The following is a 14,840-nucleotide window of genomic DNA, read 5'->3' on the forward strand; positions in this document are numbered from 1 at the left end:
AGCAGCGATGAGTGACTTTAAAAATCCTTCAGTTAAAGCTATGGTTGTCATGCGAAAAGCTTTTCGGACCATTGATGCCAAGGTGTCAGAGACTTTTAGAGAAGATGATTTAACACCAACTCAATTTAGTGTTTTAGATGTTCTTTACAGCAAAGGACCGATGAAAATTGCTGAGCTGATTGACAGTATTTTAGCTACTTCTGGAAATATGACGGTAGTCATTCGAAATATGGAGAAAAAAGGGTGGATTGTGCGACATACTTGTCCAAGTGATAAACGAGCTTATCTGGTGAGCTTAACAGATACTGGTCGTCAAGTGATTGAACACGCTTTGCCGCTTCATATCGAAAAAATCGAGGAAACCTTTTCAGTCCTGACAGAAGAGGAGCAAGAAGAGTTAATTCGACTTCTGAAAAAATTCAAACCGCGTGAGCAAAATAATTTACAAAATGATAAATAAATCATAAAATGATATTATAGATAAATCACTACATAGTGATAAATATCAATCCTATCAATTAATATCATTACTATAGATAATCTTTAAAAGGAGAATTATCATGAAAAAAATTCTATTTATCGTAGGGTCATTGCGTCAAGGTTCATTTGACCAACAATTTGCTCAAAATGCAGAAAAAGCTCTTGAAGGTAAAGCAGAAGTATCTTACCTTGATTGGGCACAAGTTCCTGTCTTTTCACAAGATTTGGAAGCTGATATTCCAGCTTCTGTTCAAGCTGCGCGTGAAGCAGTTCTTGCAGCAGACGCTATCTGGGTCTTCTCACCAGTTTACAACTTTGCAATTCCAGGTTCAGTGAAAAACCTTCTTGACTGGTTGAGCCGTGCTCTTGACCTTTCAGATACAACAGGTGTTTCAGCGCTTAATGACAAAGTCACAACTGTTTCTATCCTTGCAAACGGTGGACACGAACCAGTAGCAGAAGCTTACCGTACCTTGTTCCCATTCATTCGTACAAAATTTGTTGATGAAATCACAACAACACGTGTGAATGACTCTGCTTGGGCAGATGGCAAATTCATCGCAACTGATGAAGTCATTGCTAACCTTGAAAAGCAAGCAGACGCAGTTCTAGCTGCAATTGATTAATTCTTAATTTTAGTTAGTCTTTAACAGAAAAAAGCACACCTTTTTACAGTGTGCTTTTATTATGCATAGTCGTAAAAAAAGAGGTTTTTAACCTCTTTTTTAGTTTATTCAACAATTAGCATGCCATCTTTAACGGCGAATGGATTTTTTTCATCGATGCGGTCGTAGAACATGATACCGTTTGTGTGGTCGATTTCGTGTTGGACAACGATTGAGTTGTAACCTTTAAGTTTGATGCGGTGTTTTTCACCGTTTTTGTCGAAGTATTCAACGGTAACACGAGAATGACGAACAACATATCCTTCAACGACACGGTCAACAGATAAGCAACCTTCACCATCAGCAAGAGCAGCGTCTTGAACTGAGTGTGCGACAACTTTTGGATTGTACATTACTTCTTGCAAGCTGTAAGCTTCTTTTGGTGGGTTACCATCTTTGTCTTCCATATTTGGAACAAGAACGGCAATGATTCGTTTTGAAACGTTCAATTGAGGTGCTGCAAGTCCAACACCGCCGCGCAAGCCCATTTTTTCAGCAGTCACAGGATCTTGTGAATTTTTCAAGAACTGCATCATTTTTTCACCCAAAATGATTTCTTCATCAGATAAAGGGAATGTGACGTCGTCACAAACTTGACGCAAAGTTGGGTGACCTTCGCGAATAATATCATTCATATTGATCAAATGACTTGGTTTTGCTAGTTTTTCAATAACTGACATAGTTTCTCCTCTAATTATTCTATATAACACTATAGCATAAAAATGCCTAACGAGAAAGTTATTGGCTTAGTTAGTAATCTTCAAGTCGATAAGTTTCTTCATATCTTTGATATAATAATAGGGGCGACGTTTTTCGATGATTCCTGAATCGATGAATTCGTGAATCACGCGAAGCAAGTGGCGATAGCTGACGCTAAATGAATCAGCAAGACTAGTTAATTCTAGTCTGAAGACTCCTTTATCTTCGACAGCTAGGATGTGTGTTGCTAGACGCTCTTTAAGCGTGTAGTTCAGATTTGTTGAGGCACGGATATTTTGCTCATATAGTGATTGTGCGAGCCCTTTGCTGAGGTTTAAAAGCAAGTCATTATCAGCTAACAATTCGTCGCGGATTCCTGTTAGAGGAAGTTGGATAACCAAGGTATCTTCAAGTGCAACGACTGAAGATACGATAGGTTGATCTGTTAGTAATTCAATATCTCCGATTAAAGTTGGTTTTTCTTTAATGTCTAAAATGTGTTCTTTGCCGTTAAATAAACGTCGAACGATTTTTAGTTTTCCTTTAGCAAAATAAGAGAGAGCTGTTAAAGCTTCTCCTTGGTGACAAATCGCATCTCCAGCAGCTAGCTCACGGATTTGTAATTTGTCAAAGTAGTGTTTAGGAAAGATTCTTTCAAGTTGATATTCTTGAATATATTTTTCTAAAGTCACACAGACCTCCTTTGTTGTGACATAAGTCCTATTTTTATACGCTAACTTTGATTATACTGGATTTGATGAAAAAAACAAGTAAGGAGTTTCTATGAAAACACTTTTGGAGAAATTTAGTCTCCTATCTTTATCTTTAATGCTGATTTCGACGTTATCTCCGTCGACAGCTTTACCGCAAATGATTACAACTTTTGCTAAGCAAGGTTATGCTGCAAGTCAAGTTGAATTTCTATTTTCAATGTCATCATTTGTTATTTTAGCAATGCTTTTGCTTAATCCGATTATTGACCGATTCCTTTCTGAGAGAGCAAGTATTATTCTTGGTTTACTTTTGGTCGCATTTGGTGGAAGTATGCCAGTTCTTTTGCACAGTTATTCTTTAGTAGTTGTCTCACGTATTTTACTTGGTATTGGTATTGGTTTAATCAATTCTCGTGCGATTAGTATCATTAGTGAAACTTACGTCGGCAATGAACGTGCTCAAATGTTGGGGCTTCGTGGCTCATTTGAAATCATTGGTAATGCTCTTTTAACAGTGATTGTAGGTTTCATTGTAGCCCTAGGTTGGACATGGACATTTAGCGTTTATCTATTTGCCTTGCCAATTCTTGCGTTTTATCTTATTTTTGCGCCAAAACCTAACGTTGAAGTAGAAGAAGTTCAGCACAGTGAGACTCGTGCTAAATTTAGCAAAGAAGATATTTTATATATTGTTGGACTATCATTATTGGCTGGATTTGTTATTAACATTAACAGTGCAAATAGCCTACGTATCCCAGTAATTGTTGACCAATTACATCTTGGAAGCCCTCGTCAAGCTAGCTTAATCTTGAGTGGTATGATGCTTATGGGAATTCTTTCAGGAATTTGTTTTGAGGGATTACTTGGACGCTTTAGCAAAAACTTGATTACCATTTCAATGCTCCCATTTGCTCTTGGACTATTTATGGTAGGCTTTGCTAATAATCTTTGGATTATGCTACTTGGGGCAATGTTATCAGGTTTCTGGTATAGTATTGTGGTAACATGTGTCTTCAGTGACGTTTCAAATAACATCTCACCTCAATTGATTGGAAATGCGACAACACTTATTTTGATTTTCTGTAACCTTGGTGGTGCTAGCTCAGCTATTGTCTTGAATCTCTTCTCACAATTTAGCCCACAACCAGGATTTGCCTTTGTCATTTACGCTGTTATTAGTTTGATTATTTGCTTAGGTTTAATTGTAAAAACACGTTTTTCAAAGAAAAACTAATTTGTGTTAAAGTCTTGTTAAATTAAGGGAAAACCTTTGACAAAACTAGATTTAATCTGCTACAATAAGGACTGTCGTAAGACAAGTAACTTCTTCTTGGTCGTAGGATCCGCCAAAAACCTACCACTCGGATGAAGCAATATAAAGGAGAAAAATTATGGCAATCTCAAAAGAGAAAAAAAATGAAATCATCGCTCAATACGCACGTCACGAAGGTGACACAGGTTCAGTTGAAGTTCAAGTAGCTGTTCTTACTTGGGAAATCAACCACCTTAACGAACACATCAAACAACACAAAAAAGACCACGCAACTTACCGTGGTTTGATGAAAAAAATCGGTCACCGTCGTAACTTGTTGGCATACCTTCGCCGCACAGACGTTAACCGTTACCGCGAATTGATCGCATCACTTGGTCTTCGTCGTTAATCTGACGCAAAACCAAAGAAAAACTTCTTGGAATTCCCAAGAAGTTTTTTTGTTTTCTTTGAAAATAATTTTTAATGAAAATGAGTTTTTGAATAATGTGAAAATATAAAAGTGATAAAAACATTAGTTTAAAAGGAAATAACCACTTTTGTTTGTATCCCCTTACATTGCTTTTGTAACAAAAATGAAAAAGCTTACAAAAAATACTTGACTTTTTTTGAAAAAGGTTTAATATAGTTGGTGAAGAATATCACAATGATATGATGATTAAAGAATTTAACTTTTGATTTTGTGTAGTTTATGTAAGGAAGAAGACCTCAAATAATGACGTTGAGTTTTGGAATTTCAGACTATACAGTCGTGTTTTTATTTAAGTATCAATCATTAATATAGTTCTTCTTAAAAAATGAGGCACTTATTTAAGGGTACTTATAAGGAGGTTTTCTTAATGGCTAAAGCAACAAATGCAGATGTAAAGAATAACGAGTTGAGCGCAGAAGAATTGGCTCAACAGTACACAGGAGCGCTTGTCGAAAAAGCTCTTGAAGCTGAACGTGTTTATGCAACTTATTCACAAGAACAAGTTGATAACATTGTCGCAGCTATGGCTCTTGCAGGTTCAGAAGCTTCACTTGAATTGGCAAAAGAAGCTCATGCAGAAACAGGTCGTGGTGTCGTTGAGGATAAGGATATTAAAAACCACTTTGCTACTGAGTACGTTTACGAACGTATTAAAAACGAAAAAACAGTAGGTATTATTGGGGAAGATAAAGTTTCAGGAAGCATCCAAATTGCAGCACCACTTGGTGTCTTGGCTGGTATTGTTCCAACAACTAACCCAACTTCAACAACAATGTTCAAGATTTTGGTTGCGTTGAAGACACGTAATGCAATTGTTTTTGCCTTCCACCCACAAGCGCAAAAATGTTCAGCACACGCAGCACAAATTCTTTACGACGCTGCTGTTAAAGCTGGTGCACCAGAAAACATTGTTCAATGGATTGAAACACCATCTCTTGCAAACACTTCAGCACTTATTCAAAATCCGAAAATTGCTTCTATCTTGGCAACTGGTGGACCTGGTATGGTAAATGCCGCTCTTAAATCAGGCAACCCGTCAATGGGGGTTGGTGCTGGTAACGGTGCTATCTACGTTGATGCAACAGCTCACGTTGACCGTGCAGTAGAAGATTTGTTGTTATCAAAACGTTTTGATAATGGTATGATTTGTGCCACAGAAAACTCTGCAGTTGTTGAAGCTCCTATTTACGAAGAATGGCTTCAAAAAATGCAAGACAAAGGTGCTTACCTTGTGCCTAAGAAGGACTATAAAAAAATCGAAGACTTTGTCTTCAATGATCGCCACGGTGTTAACGGACCAGTGGCTGGTATGCCAGCAACTTGGATTTGTGAACAAGCAGGCGTGAAACTACCAGAAGGAAAAGATGTTCTCTTGTTTGAACTTGACAAGAAAAACATTGGTGAAAAACTTTCTTCTGAAAAACTTTCTCCACTCCTTTCAGTTTATAAAGCTAAAGATCGTGCTGAAGGTGTTGAAATTGTTGAAGCACTTCTTGACTACCAAGGTGCAGGACACAATGCTGGTATCCAAATTGGTTCTCAAGCAGATCCATTTGTTGCTGAATATGGAGATGCTGTAAAAGCATCACGTGTCTTGGTTAACCAACCAGATTCAGTCGGAGGTATCGGTGATGTCTACACAGACGCACTTAAAGCTAGCTTAACACTTGGAACAGGATCATGGGGGAAAAATTCATTGTCACACAATCTTTCAACTGGCGATCTCTTAAATGTTAAGACAGTTGCTAAACGCCGCAACCGTCCTCAATGGATTCGCCTACCAGAAAAAACATACTATGAAAAAAATGCTATCTCTTACTTGCAAGATGAATACGAACCAATGCAACGTGCTTTGATTGTTGCTGACCCAGGAATGGTTCAATTTGGTTTTGTTGATACTGTTCTTGCTCAATTAGCATTGCGTGATGAAAAAGTTGCAACATCAATTTACGGTACTATCAAACCAGACCCAACACTTGGTCAAACAATTGAAATTGCAAAACAAATGCGTGACTTCAAACCTGATACAGTTATTGCAGTCGGTGGTGGTTCAGCACTTGATGCGGCTAAAATTGCACGTTACATCTATGAATACTCACTTGACCAAGAAGCTGATTTCCTTGACAGCTATGAAAATGTCAGCGAACTCTTCCTACGTTTGCAACAAAAATTCATTGATATCCGTAAACGTATCGTGAAATTCAAACATCAAACAGCAACACGTCTCTTCTGTATTCCAACAACATCTGGTACTGGTTCAGAAGTAACACCATACGCTGTTATTACAGATGACCACACTCACGTTAAATATCCTTTGACTGATTATGAATTGACTCCACAAGTTGCTATCGTAGACCCAGAATTTGTTATGACAGTGCCAAAACGCACAGTTGCTCTATCTGGTCTTGATACTTTGTCACATGCCCTTGAAGCTTATGTTTCAGTTATGGCATCTGATTTGACTCGTCCATGGTCACTTGAAGCTATCAAGTTGGTTATCGAAAACTTGGAAGATTCATATAACTATGATCCAAAACACCCAACACTTCGTGGTGAACAAGCGCGTGAAAATATGCACTACGCAGCAACACTTGCTGGTATGGCCTTCTCAAATGCCTTCCTAGGTATTAATCACTCAATCGCACACAAAACTGGTGGTGAATTTGGTCTTCCACACGGTCTAGCTATCTCAATCGCTATGCAACACGTTATTCGCTACAATGGTGTGGCTGGAAATGTAAAACGTTCAGTCTTCCCACGTTATGAAGAATATCGTGCACAACGTGACTACGCTGATATCGCTCGTAGCCTTGGTCTTAAAGGTAAAGATGATGCGGCACTAGTTGAAGCACTTTGCGAACGTATTGATGCTTTGATGAAAGCAGTTGATGTTGATCCTCGTCTTTCTGCAAATGGTGTTACAAAAGAAGCCTTTGACGCAGCTGTGGATAAATTGGCATCACTTGCTTACGATGACCAATGTACACCTGCTAACCCACGTCAACCATACATTGCAGAATTGAAACAATTGTTGATTGATATGTTCTAAGAAAAACTGAAAAATTATTGTTGATATATTTAGCAGTCAATTATCATAGCTCATTAATTTTCAGACTCAAAAAACATATTTAGCCTTTGAATTTTCAGGCTCGAGAAAAAACAGTCCCCCGGACACGACTCGCCTTTGAATTTTCAGGCTCGAGAAAAAACAGTCCCCCGGACATAACTCGCCTTCGAATTTTCAGGCTCATGAAAAAACAGTCCCCCGGACTGTTTTTTTATGCTACAATGTGGGTGTAAGAAATTAACGGATATGTCAGACGTTTTTTAAAGGAGACTGTTATGATTGGATCATTAATTGTTGGTGCGCTTATTGGGATGATGGCAGGCGCTATCACGAAAAAAGGTGAGTCAATGGGCTGTGTTTATAATATTTTTGCAGGTCTTGTTGGTTCATTCGTTGGGCAAAGTTTATTTGGATATTGGGGACCGACTTTAGCAGATATGGCAATTTTACCTTCTGTTTTGGGAGCTATTATTGTCATTGCTGTAGTTGATTTATTTTTTGGATAATAGTCTGGTAAATCGTTGTAAAGTGAAGCAGTTACTGAGTGGTAGCTGCTTTTTAATGATTCTTAAAAAACTATGCTACAAGCTCTGCTATTTCCTATAAAATGTGATAAAATAATGGAGATACGTGGTTTTATGCAAAGACGAGTTTATAAGTCTTTTACAGACTGGTTTTTGTAGAAAACAGACGTATCAAAATAAAATATTAGAGGAATAAAAATGTCAAAACAAACTTTTGAAACAACTTTTGCCGGCAGACCACTTGTTGTTGAAATTGGTCAAGTTGCTAAACAAGCTAACGGTGCAGCTGTTATTCGTTATGGTGAATCAACTGTCCTTAGTGCAGCTGTTATGTCTAAGAAGATGTCTACAGGTGATTTCTTCCCACTTCAAGTTAACTATGAAGAAAAAATGTATGCCGCAGGGAAATTCCCTGGTGGTTTTAACAAACGTGAAGGTCGTCCAACAACTGATGCAACATTGACAGCACGCTTGATTGACCGTCCAATCCGCCCAATGTTCGCTGAAGGTTTCCGCAACGAAGTTCAAGTTATCAACACTGTCCTTTCATATGACGAAGATGCTAGCGCACCAATGGCAGCGATGTTTGGTAGTTCACTTGCTTTGTCTATTTCAGATATTCCATTTAATGGACCAATTGCTGGTGTTCAAGTTGCTTACATCGATGGCGAATTTATTATCAACCCATCAGAAGAACAAAAAGAAAAATCTCTTCTTGAATTGACTGTTGCTGGTACAAAAGAAGCTATCAACATGGTTGAATCTGGTGCCAAAGAATTATCAGAAGACATTATGCTTGAAGCCCTTCTTAAAGGTCATGAAGCAGTTCAAGAATTGATTGCTTTCCAAGAAGAAATCGTAGCAGCTGTCGGTAAAGAAAAAGCAGAAGTTGAGTTGCTTCAAGTTGATCCAGAATTGCAAGCTGAAATCATCGAAGCTTACAATGCAGATCTTCAAAAAGCTGTCCAAGTTGAAGAGAAAAAAGCGCGTGAAGCAGCGACAGAAGCTGTCAAAGAAGAAGTGACTGCTGTTTATGAAGAACGCTACGCTGACGATGAAAACTACGAAACAATCATGCGTGACGTGGCTGAAATCCTTGAACAAATGGAACATGCTGAAGTGCGTCGCTTAATTACAGAAGATAAAATCCGTCCTGATGGTCGTCGTGTTGACGAAATTCGTCCATTGGATGCTGAAATTGATTTCTTGCCAAAAGTTCACGGCTCAGGTCTATTCACACGCGGACAAACTCAAGCTTTGTCTGTCTTGACTCTTGCCCCAATGGGTGAAACTCAAATCGTTGATGGTCTTGGTGCTGAGTACAAAAAACGCTTCTTGCACCACTACAATTTCCCACAATTCTCTGTTGGTGAAACAGGACGTTATGGTGCGCCAGGTCGTCGTGAAATTGGTCACGGAGCTCTTGGTGAACGTGCTCTTGCTCAAGTTCTTCCAAGTCTTGAAGAGTTCCCATATGCTATCCGCCTAGTTGCTGAAGTTTTGGAATCAAACGGTTCATCATCACAAGCATCAATCTGTGCTGGTACACTTGCACTTATGGCTGGTGGTGTGCCAATCAAAGCACCGGTTGCTGGTATTGCCATGGGGTTGATTTCAGACGGTAGCAACTACACAATCTTGACAGATATTCAAGGTCTTGAAGACCACTTCGGTGATATGGACTTCAAAGTAGCTGGTACTCGTGAAGGTATTACAGCTCTTCAAATGGATATCAAGATTGAAGGTATCACACCACAAATCTTGAAAGAAGCTCTAGCTCAAGCTAAGAAAGCTCGTTTTGAAATTCTTGATTTGATTGAAGCAACTATCCCAGCTCCTCGTACACACCTTGCTCCAACAGCACCAAAAATTGATACTATCAAGATTGACGTTGATAAAATCAAAGTGGTTATTGGTAAAGGTGGCGAAACTATCGATAAAATCATTGAAGAAACTGGTGTTAAAATCGATATCGACGAAGAAGGAAATGTGTCTATCTACTCATCTGACCAAACTGCTATCGATCGTGCCAAAGAAATCATTGCTGGTTTAGTTCGTGAAGCTAAAGTTGGTGAAGTTTACCACGCTAAAGTTGTTCGTATCGAAAAATTCGGTGCATTCGTAAACCTATTTGACAAAACAGATGCTCTTGTTCACATTTCAGAAATTGCTTGGACACGCACAGCAAATGTTTCAGATGTACTTGAAGTTGGTGATGAAGTAGATGTCAAAGTTATCAAAGTTGACGATAAAGGTCGTGTTGATGCTTCGATGAAAGCTTTGCTACCACGTCCGCAAAGAGTTGAAAAAAATCACGAACATAAACATAATTCACCATTTGGTGGACACCTACGTGATCACAAAGAATAAACATTTTGATTGCAATTTATAGTTTTGGAGTTTATGATGACAAATATAAATGGACTTGATATTCGTTTGCGCGCATTTATTAATGCACCAGACAATTTTTTAGATAGTATCGCTCTTGTTAATGCTTTACATAACATTCCAGTTTTGGCGAGTGACCAACCTTACGCTCTTGATATTGAAGGGCAAAAGGTTACACCTGTCTTTTCTAACAAAGAAGATCTTGAAAATTTCAAAGAAGAACAAGACAGTGCTAAAACTCAAAATTGGGTTGAACGTCCAACTTTAGATGTTTTGAAAGAAGTCATTGAAAAAGGATTGACTGGAATTGTCTTTAACCTTAAAAAATCAGGGGATTTTGGCAATTCAACTATTTTTAAAAGCAGTGAATTAATCCAATTTTTAAATGCTTACACAACTATTTTAAATAAACTCATGGGTGAGGAAAATCTTGCTGCTGACACTTTAGATAAATATTATCTTGTCCCAGCCTTTGTTCACCCACGTGATGATAAAAGCTTTGACCGTATGTTCCCAACGATGTCTACACCTGAAGGAAAAAGCTATGTCCCAGCCTTTTCAAATCTTCAAAGTTTTGCCAAATGGTATAATCACAAAGATTTTGGAACACCATTCCGCAAAGCACAAGGAAGTATTTTGACATGGCGTTTGGCTGATATTTATCAACCAGGACATGGCGAAAATGACATCGATGAAACGGTCGGAGTTGCCATTAATCCGTTTGACGATCAACAAATTTTAGTTGATTGGTCAGAAATTGATGAATAAAGAAAGGAGAACATATGGGTTGGTGGAAAGAAAGTATTGATATTGTTAAGAAAAACGATCCAGCGGCTCGTAGCTCTCTGGAAATTGTATTAACCTATCCTGGTATCAAAGCCTTAGCTGCGCATCGCATTTCACATTTCTTGTGGAAACATGGCTTTAAATTACTAGCTCGCATGCACAGTCAGTTTTGGCGTTTTTGGACACAAATTGAAATTCACCCAGGTGCTGAAATTGCTGAAGGTGTCTTTATTGACCATGGTTCAGGTCTTGTTATTGGTGAAACAGCCATTGTTGAAAAGGGCGTTATGCTTTATCATGGTGTAACCCTTGGTGGAACAGGAAAAGATGTTGGAAAACGTCACCCGACTGTTCGAGAAGGTGCGCTTGTTTCAGCACATGCTCAAGTTATTGGACCAATTGAAATCGGTAAAAATTCTAAAGTTGGTGCGGCTGCTGTCGTTGTTTCAGATGTTCCAGCAGATGTTACGGTAGTTGGAGTTCCAGCAAAAGTTGTCCGTGTCCATGGTAAAAAAGATGAAGAAGCGATTCATGATCTTGAAGAACATCGTGAATACTACACTTCAAAACTTGAAGCGGCTTGCTATGAAAGCTTACATTCTTCAAAACTTTAATAATAATACGAAAGATAGGAGGATAGCAGATGACGATTAAAATTTACGATACAATGACGAGAAGTCTTCGTGAATTTGTCCCAATTACAGAAAATACGGTAAACATGTATGTTTGTGGACCAACGGTTTATAACTATATCCATATTGGTAATGCTCGCAGTGTTGTTGCATTTGACACAATTCGACGTTATTTTGAATATCGTGGTTACAAAGTTAATTACATTTCTAACTTTACCGACGTTGACGACAAGATTATCAAAGGTGCTGCCGAAGCTGGCATGGACACCAAAGCATTTTCAGATAAATTTATCGCGGCATTTATGGAAGATGTCAAGGAGCTTGGCGTAGAACCAGCTACTAAAAATCCACGTGTTATTGAATACATGGACGAGATTATTGCTTTTGTCAAAGACCTTGTGGATAAAGAATTTGCTTATGAAGCAAATGGCGACGTTTATTTCCGTGTGGCTAAAAGTAAAAACTATGCTAAATTAGCTAATAAAACCCTAGAAGACCTTGAAGTAGGTGCTAGTGGTCGTGTGGATGGTGAATGTGATATCAAAGAAAATCCATTAGACTTTGCACTTTGGAAGTCTGCTAAACCAGGCGAAGTTTCTTGGCAAAGCCCATGGGGACAAGGTCGTCCAGGTTGGCACATTGAATGTTCAGTTATGGCGACAAGTATCTTGGGTGATACCATTGATATCCACGGTGGTGGTGCCGACTTAGAATTTCCTCACCACACTAATGAAATTGCTCAATCTGAAGCTAAAACAGGAAAGACCTTTGCAAACTACTGGATGCACAATGGCTTTGTCAATGTTGACAATGAAAAAATGTCAAAATCTCTCGGCAACTTTGTGACAGTTCACGACATGTTAAAAACAGTTGATGGTCAAGTACTTCGCTTTTTCCTTGCAACGCAACAATACCGTAAACCAGTCAATTTTACAGAAAAAGCAGTTCACGATGCTTCTGTTAATCTTAAGTATTTGAAAAATACTTTTACCTTGCCACTTGGCGAAGCGGCAGATGCAGCTGAACTTGCAAAATTCAAAGCTGACTTTGAAACAGCGATGGATGATGATTTTAATACTGCAAATGGTATTACTGTTATCTTTGATATGGCAAAATGGATTAATTCAGGAAATTATGACCAAGCAGTCAAAGATACTTTTGCTAAAATGCTTGCAGTATTTGGTATCGTTTTTGAGGAAGAAGTTTTGGATGCTGACATCGAAGCTTTGATTGCAAAACGTCAAGAAGCACGTGCAAACCGTGATTTTGCAACAGCCGACGCTATCCGTGACCAATTAGCAGCGCAAGGTATTAAATTGTTAGATACCAAAGATGGTGTGAGGTGGACACGTGACTAAGGTAGATGTCAATCTTATCAATGGTATCGCGCTTGCCTTTGAAGGTGATGCAATTTACTCAACTTATATTCGTAAACACTTGATTTTTCAAGGAATGACGAAACCAAATCAATTGCATCGCAAAGCAACTATGTATGTTTCAGCAAAAGCTCAAGCTATGTTGATTAACATGATGCTAGAAGCGCAGCTATTGACTGAAAAAGAAGAAGAAATTTACAAACGCGGTCGTAATACAAATAGTCACACCAAAGCAAAAAACGCAGACGTTGTGACTTACCGCATGTCAACAGGGTTTGAAGCGGTGATGGGATATCTTCATATGACAGAACAAATTGATCGTCTTGAAGAACTCATCGACTGGTGTATTCAAGCTGTTGAAAAAATCGAAGATTAAACTAAAAAATAAAAATAGCCAGTTCTCGCATGAGAGCTGGTTTTCATGTTATAATAACACTATGAAGAACAAAGATTTTAATGAAGCAAATGACATCGTATATGGTGTTCATGCAGTAACAGAAAGTTTAACGGCTAATACAGGAAATAAACTCTACATCCAAGATGATTTACGTGGAAAAAATGTTGATAAGATTAAAGACTTAGCAGCAGAGAAAAAAGTGTCAATCTCTTGGACACCTAAAAAAACACTTAATGACATGACAAATGGTGCAGTTCACCAAGGGTTTGTATTACGTGTATCAGAGTTTGCTTATGCAGAATTAGATACTATTTTAGATAAAGCGGCGCAAGAAGAAAATCCACTGATTTTGATTTTGGATGGTCTTAACGACCCACACAATTTTGGGTCAATCTTGCGTACGGCTGACGCGACAAATGTAACTGGTGTGATTATTCCAAAACACCGCGCAGTTGGTGTAACACCAGTTGTTTCAAAAACTTCAACAGGTGCAGTAGAGCACGTACCAATTGCTCGTGTGACAAATCTCAGCCAAACCCTTGATAAATTAAAAGAACAAGGTTTCTGGGTATTCGGTACAGATATGAACGGAACACCATCACACAAATGGAATACTTCTGGAAAACTTGCCCTTATCATTGGAAATGAAGGAAAAGGTATTTCACCAAACATTAAAAAACAAGTTGATGAAATGATTACTATTCCGATGAATGGTCACGTACAAAGTTTGAATGCCAGCGTTGCAGCTGCAGTTTTAATGTACGAAGTTTTCCGTCATAAAGTAGACTAAGATTCTTGTAAAGCCAAAAACTAGCCATCTGTGAAAGGACTAGAAAATGAAGAAAAAAATCCTCTTAGTTGATGGTTACAATATGATTGCCTTTTGGCAGGAAACACGTCAACTTTTTAAGACAAATCGCCTAGACGAAGCAAGAAATATTTTGCTGCGTAAGCTCAATAACTACGCTCACTTTGAAAATCTTGATATTATTTGTGTTTTTGATGCGCAGTATGTACCTGGTGTCCGTCAGCGCTATGACCAATATAAGATTCAAGTCATTTTCACTGAGGAAGATGAGACAGCTGATTCTTACATTGAACGCACAGCTGCTGAGTTGAATACACCACGTCACCTTGTGGAGGTTGCAACCAGTGATTTAAATGAGCAGTGGACCATTTTTTCACAAGGAGCACTGCGAGTTTCAGCGCGTGAGTTGGAACAACGTGTGAACACTGTTAAGTCTGATTTGGATAAAATGTCAAAGCATATTGATTTAACTACGCCAAAACTTCGTCCATGGAATGACGGTCAATTGGATAAATTAAAACAACTACTTGATGACATGTAACTGGAAAAAACATGCAAATTTT

15 protein-coding genes are annotated in these 14,840 nt (G+C 38.4%); 13 read left to right on the forward strand and 2 right to left on the reverse strand.

Features of this window, described 5'->3' with window-relative positions:
- Nucleotides 1-7: 7 nt before the first annotated feature.
- A complete protein-coding gene (locus ACNTMY_RS01430; RefSeq protein ID WP_423216399.1) occupies nt 8-460 on the forward strand; it encodes a MarR family winged helix-turn-helix transcriptional regulator in 453 nt (150 codons plus the stop codon).
- A 100-nt stretch (nt 461-560) separates the two neighbouring features.
- Entirely contained in the window at nt 561-1,106 is a 546-nt protein-coding gene (locus tag ACNTMY_RS01435; protein WP_423216400.1) for an NADPH-dependent FMN reductase, read from the forward strand.
- Nucleotides 1,107-1,210: 104 nt separating this feature from the next.
- On the opposite strand, the gene def is transcribed toward ACNTMY_RS01435, so the two are convergent.
- Nucleotides 1,211-1,825 (reverse strand): peptide deformylase, encoded by a 615-nt coding sequence (gene def, locus ACNTMY_RS01440; protein ID WP_134775880.1) that lies wholly within the window; start codon nt 1,823-1,825, stop codon nt 1,211-1,213.
- A 66-nt stretch (nt 1,826-1,891) separates the two neighbouring features.
- On the reverse strand, nt 1,892-2,536 hold the full coding sequence (locus ACNTMY_RS01445) for a cyclic nucleotide-binding domain-containing protein (protein WP_021141612.1): 645 nt from the start codon (nt 2,534-2,536) through the stop codon (nt 1,892-1,894).
- 91 nt (nt 2,537-2,627) lie between these two features.
- On the opposite strand from ACNTMY_RS01445, the gene ACNTMY_RS01450 reads away from it, so the two are divergent.
- The 11 genes from ACNTMY_RS01450 to ACNTMY_RS01500 all read left to right on the forward strand — a co-directional run bounded on the left by ACNTMY_RS01450 (nt 2,628) and on the right by ACNTMY_RS01500 (nt 14,818).
- Nucleotides 2,628-3,791 carry an MFS transporter gene (locus tag ACNTMY_RS01450; protein WP_423216401.1) on the forward strand — a complete coding sequence of 388 codons (1,164 nt, stop codon included), beginning with the start codon at nt 2,628-2,630 and terminating at the stop codon, nt 3,789-3,791.
- A gap of 157 nt (nt 3,792-3,948) precedes the next feature.
- Nucleotides 3,949-4,218, forward strand: coding sequence for a 30S ribosomal protein S15 (gene rpsO, locus ACNTMY_RS01455; protein WP_003063161.1), 270 nt, complete (start codon nt 3,949-3,951; stop codon nt 4,216-4,218).
- 448 nt (nt 4,219-4,666) lie between these two features.
- A complete protein-coding gene (adhE, locus tag ACNTMY_RS01460) occupies nt 4,667-7,348 on the forward strand; it encodes a bifunctional acetaldehyde-CoA/alcohol dehydrogenase (RefSeq protein ID WP_423216402.1) in 2,682 nt (893 codons plus the stop codon).
- A 293-nt stretch (nt 7,349-7,641) separates the two neighbouring features.
- Nucleotides 7,642-7,872, forward strand: coding sequence for a GlsB/YeaQ/YmgE family stress response membrane protein (locus ACNTMY_RS01465; protein ID WP_020916090.1), 231 nt, complete (start codon nt 7,642-7,644; stop codon nt 7,870-7,872).
- A 216-nt stretch (nt 7,873-8,088) separates the two neighbouring features.
- Nucleotides 8,089-10,260, forward strand: coding sequence for a polyribonucleotide nucleotidyltransferase (gene pnp / locus ACNTMY_RS01470; protein WP_423216403.1), 2,172 nt, complete (start codon nt 8,089-8,091; stop codon nt 10,258-10,260).
- A 36-nt stretch (nt 10,261-10,296) separates the two neighbouring features.
- Nucleotides 10,297-11,046, forward strand: coding sequence for an SseB family protein (locus tag ACNTMY_RS01475; protein ID WP_423216849.1), 750 nt, complete (start codon nt 10,297-10,299; stop codon nt 11,044-11,046).
- Nucleotides 11,047-11,060: 14 nt separating this feature from the next.
- Nucleotides 11,061-11,678, forward strand: a complete 618-nt coding sequence (gene cysE / locus ACNTMY_RS01480) for a serine O-acetyltransferase (protein WP_033151773.1) — start codon at nt 11,061-11,063, stop codon at nt 11,676-11,678.
- A 29-nt stretch (nt 11,679-11,707) separates the two neighbouring features.
- A complete protein-coding gene (cysS, locus tag ACNTMY_RS01485) occupies nt 11,708-13,054 on the forward strand; it encodes a cysteine--tRNA ligase (RefSeq protein ID WP_423216404.1) in 1,347 nt (448 codons plus the stop codon).
- Nucleotides 13,047-13,448, forward strand: coding sequence for a Mini-ribonuclease 3 (locus ACNTMY_RS01490; protein ID WP_003067681.1), 402 nt, complete (start codon nt 13,047-13,049; stop codon nt 13,446-13,448). The genes cysS and ACNTMY_RS01490 overlap by 8 nt, the downstream gene beginning before the upstream one ends.
- A 61-nt stretch (nt 13,449-13,509) precedes the next feature.
- Complete coding sequence (gene rlmB / locus ACNTMY_RS01495; protein ID WP_024344805.1) at nt 13,510-14,259, forward strand: 23S rRNA (guanosine(2251)-2'-O)-methyltransferase RlmB; 750 nt, start codon at nt 13,510-13,512, stop codon at nt 14,257-14,259.
- Between the two features lie 46 nt (nt 14,260-14,305).
- Complete coding sequence (locus ACNTMY_RS01500) at nt 14,306-14,818, forward strand: NYN domain-containing protein (protein ID WP_021141627.1); 513 nt, start codon at nt 14,306-14,308, stop codon at nt 14,816-14,818.
- Nucleotides 14,819-14,840 lie beyond the last annotated feature (22 nt).

The organism is Streptococcus equinus (assembly GCF_049393735.1).
Classification (GTDB): domain Bacteria; phylum Bacillota; class Bacilli; order Lactobacillales; family Streptococcaceae; genus Streptococcus; species Streptococcus equinus_G.

What these genes read in the sequence shown, in the direction of transcription:
- rpsO (WP_003063161.1), top strand. Translation starts at nt 3,949, where the DNA reads ATGGCAATCTCAAAAGAGAAAAAAAATGAAATCATCGCTCAATACGCA.
- ACNTMY_RS01475 (WP_423216849.1), top strand. Translation starts at nt 10,297, where the DNA reads ATGACAAATATAAATGGACTTGATATTCGTTTGCGCGCATTTATTAAT.
- ACNTMY_RS01430 (WP_423216399.1), top strand. Translation starts at nt 8, where the DNA reads ATGAGTGACTTTAAAAATCCTTCAGTTAAAGCTATGGTTGTCATGCGA.
- ACNTMY_RS01465 (WP_020916090.1), top strand. Translation starts at nt 7,642, where the DNA reads ATGATTGGATCATTAATTGTTGGTGCGCTTATTGGGATGATGGCAGGC.
- adhE (WP_423216402.1), top strand. Translation starts at nt 4,667, where the DNA reads ATGGCTAAAGCAACAAATGCAGATGTAAAGAATAACGAGTTGAGCGCA.
- def (WP_134775880.1), bottom strand. Translation starts at nt 1,825, where the DNA reads ATGTCAGTTATTGAAAAACTAGCAAAACCAAGTCATTTGATCAATATG.
- ACNTMY_RS01500 (WP_021141627.1), top strand. Translation starts at nt 14,306, where the DNA reads ATGAAGAAAAAAATCCTCTTAGTTGATGGTTACAATATGATTGCCTTT.
- ACNTMY_RS01450 (WP_423216401.1), top strand. Translation starts at nt 2,628, where the DNA reads ATGAAAACACTTTTGGAGAAATTTAGTCTCCTATCTTTATCTTTAATG.
- cysS (WP_423216404.1), top strand. Translation starts at nt 11,708, where the DNA reads ATGACGATTAAAATTTACGATACAATGACGAGAAGTCTTCGTGAATTT.
- pnp (WP_423216403.1), top strand. Translation starts at nt 8,089, where the DNA reads ATGTCAAAACAAACTTTTGAAACAACTTTTGCCGGCAGACCACTTGTT.
- ACNTMY_RS01435 (WP_423216400.1), top strand. Translation starts at nt 561, where the DNA reads ATGAAAAAAATTCTATTTATCGTAGGGTCATTGCGTCAAGGTTCATTT.
- rlmB (WP_024344805.1), top strand. Translation starts at nt 13,510, where the DNA reads ATGAAGAACAAAGATTTTAATGAAGCAAATGACATCGTATATGGTGTT.
- cysE (WP_033151773.1), top strand. Translation starts at nt 11,061, where the DNA reads ATGGGTTGGTGGAAAGAAAGTATTGATATTGTTAAGAAAAACGATCCA.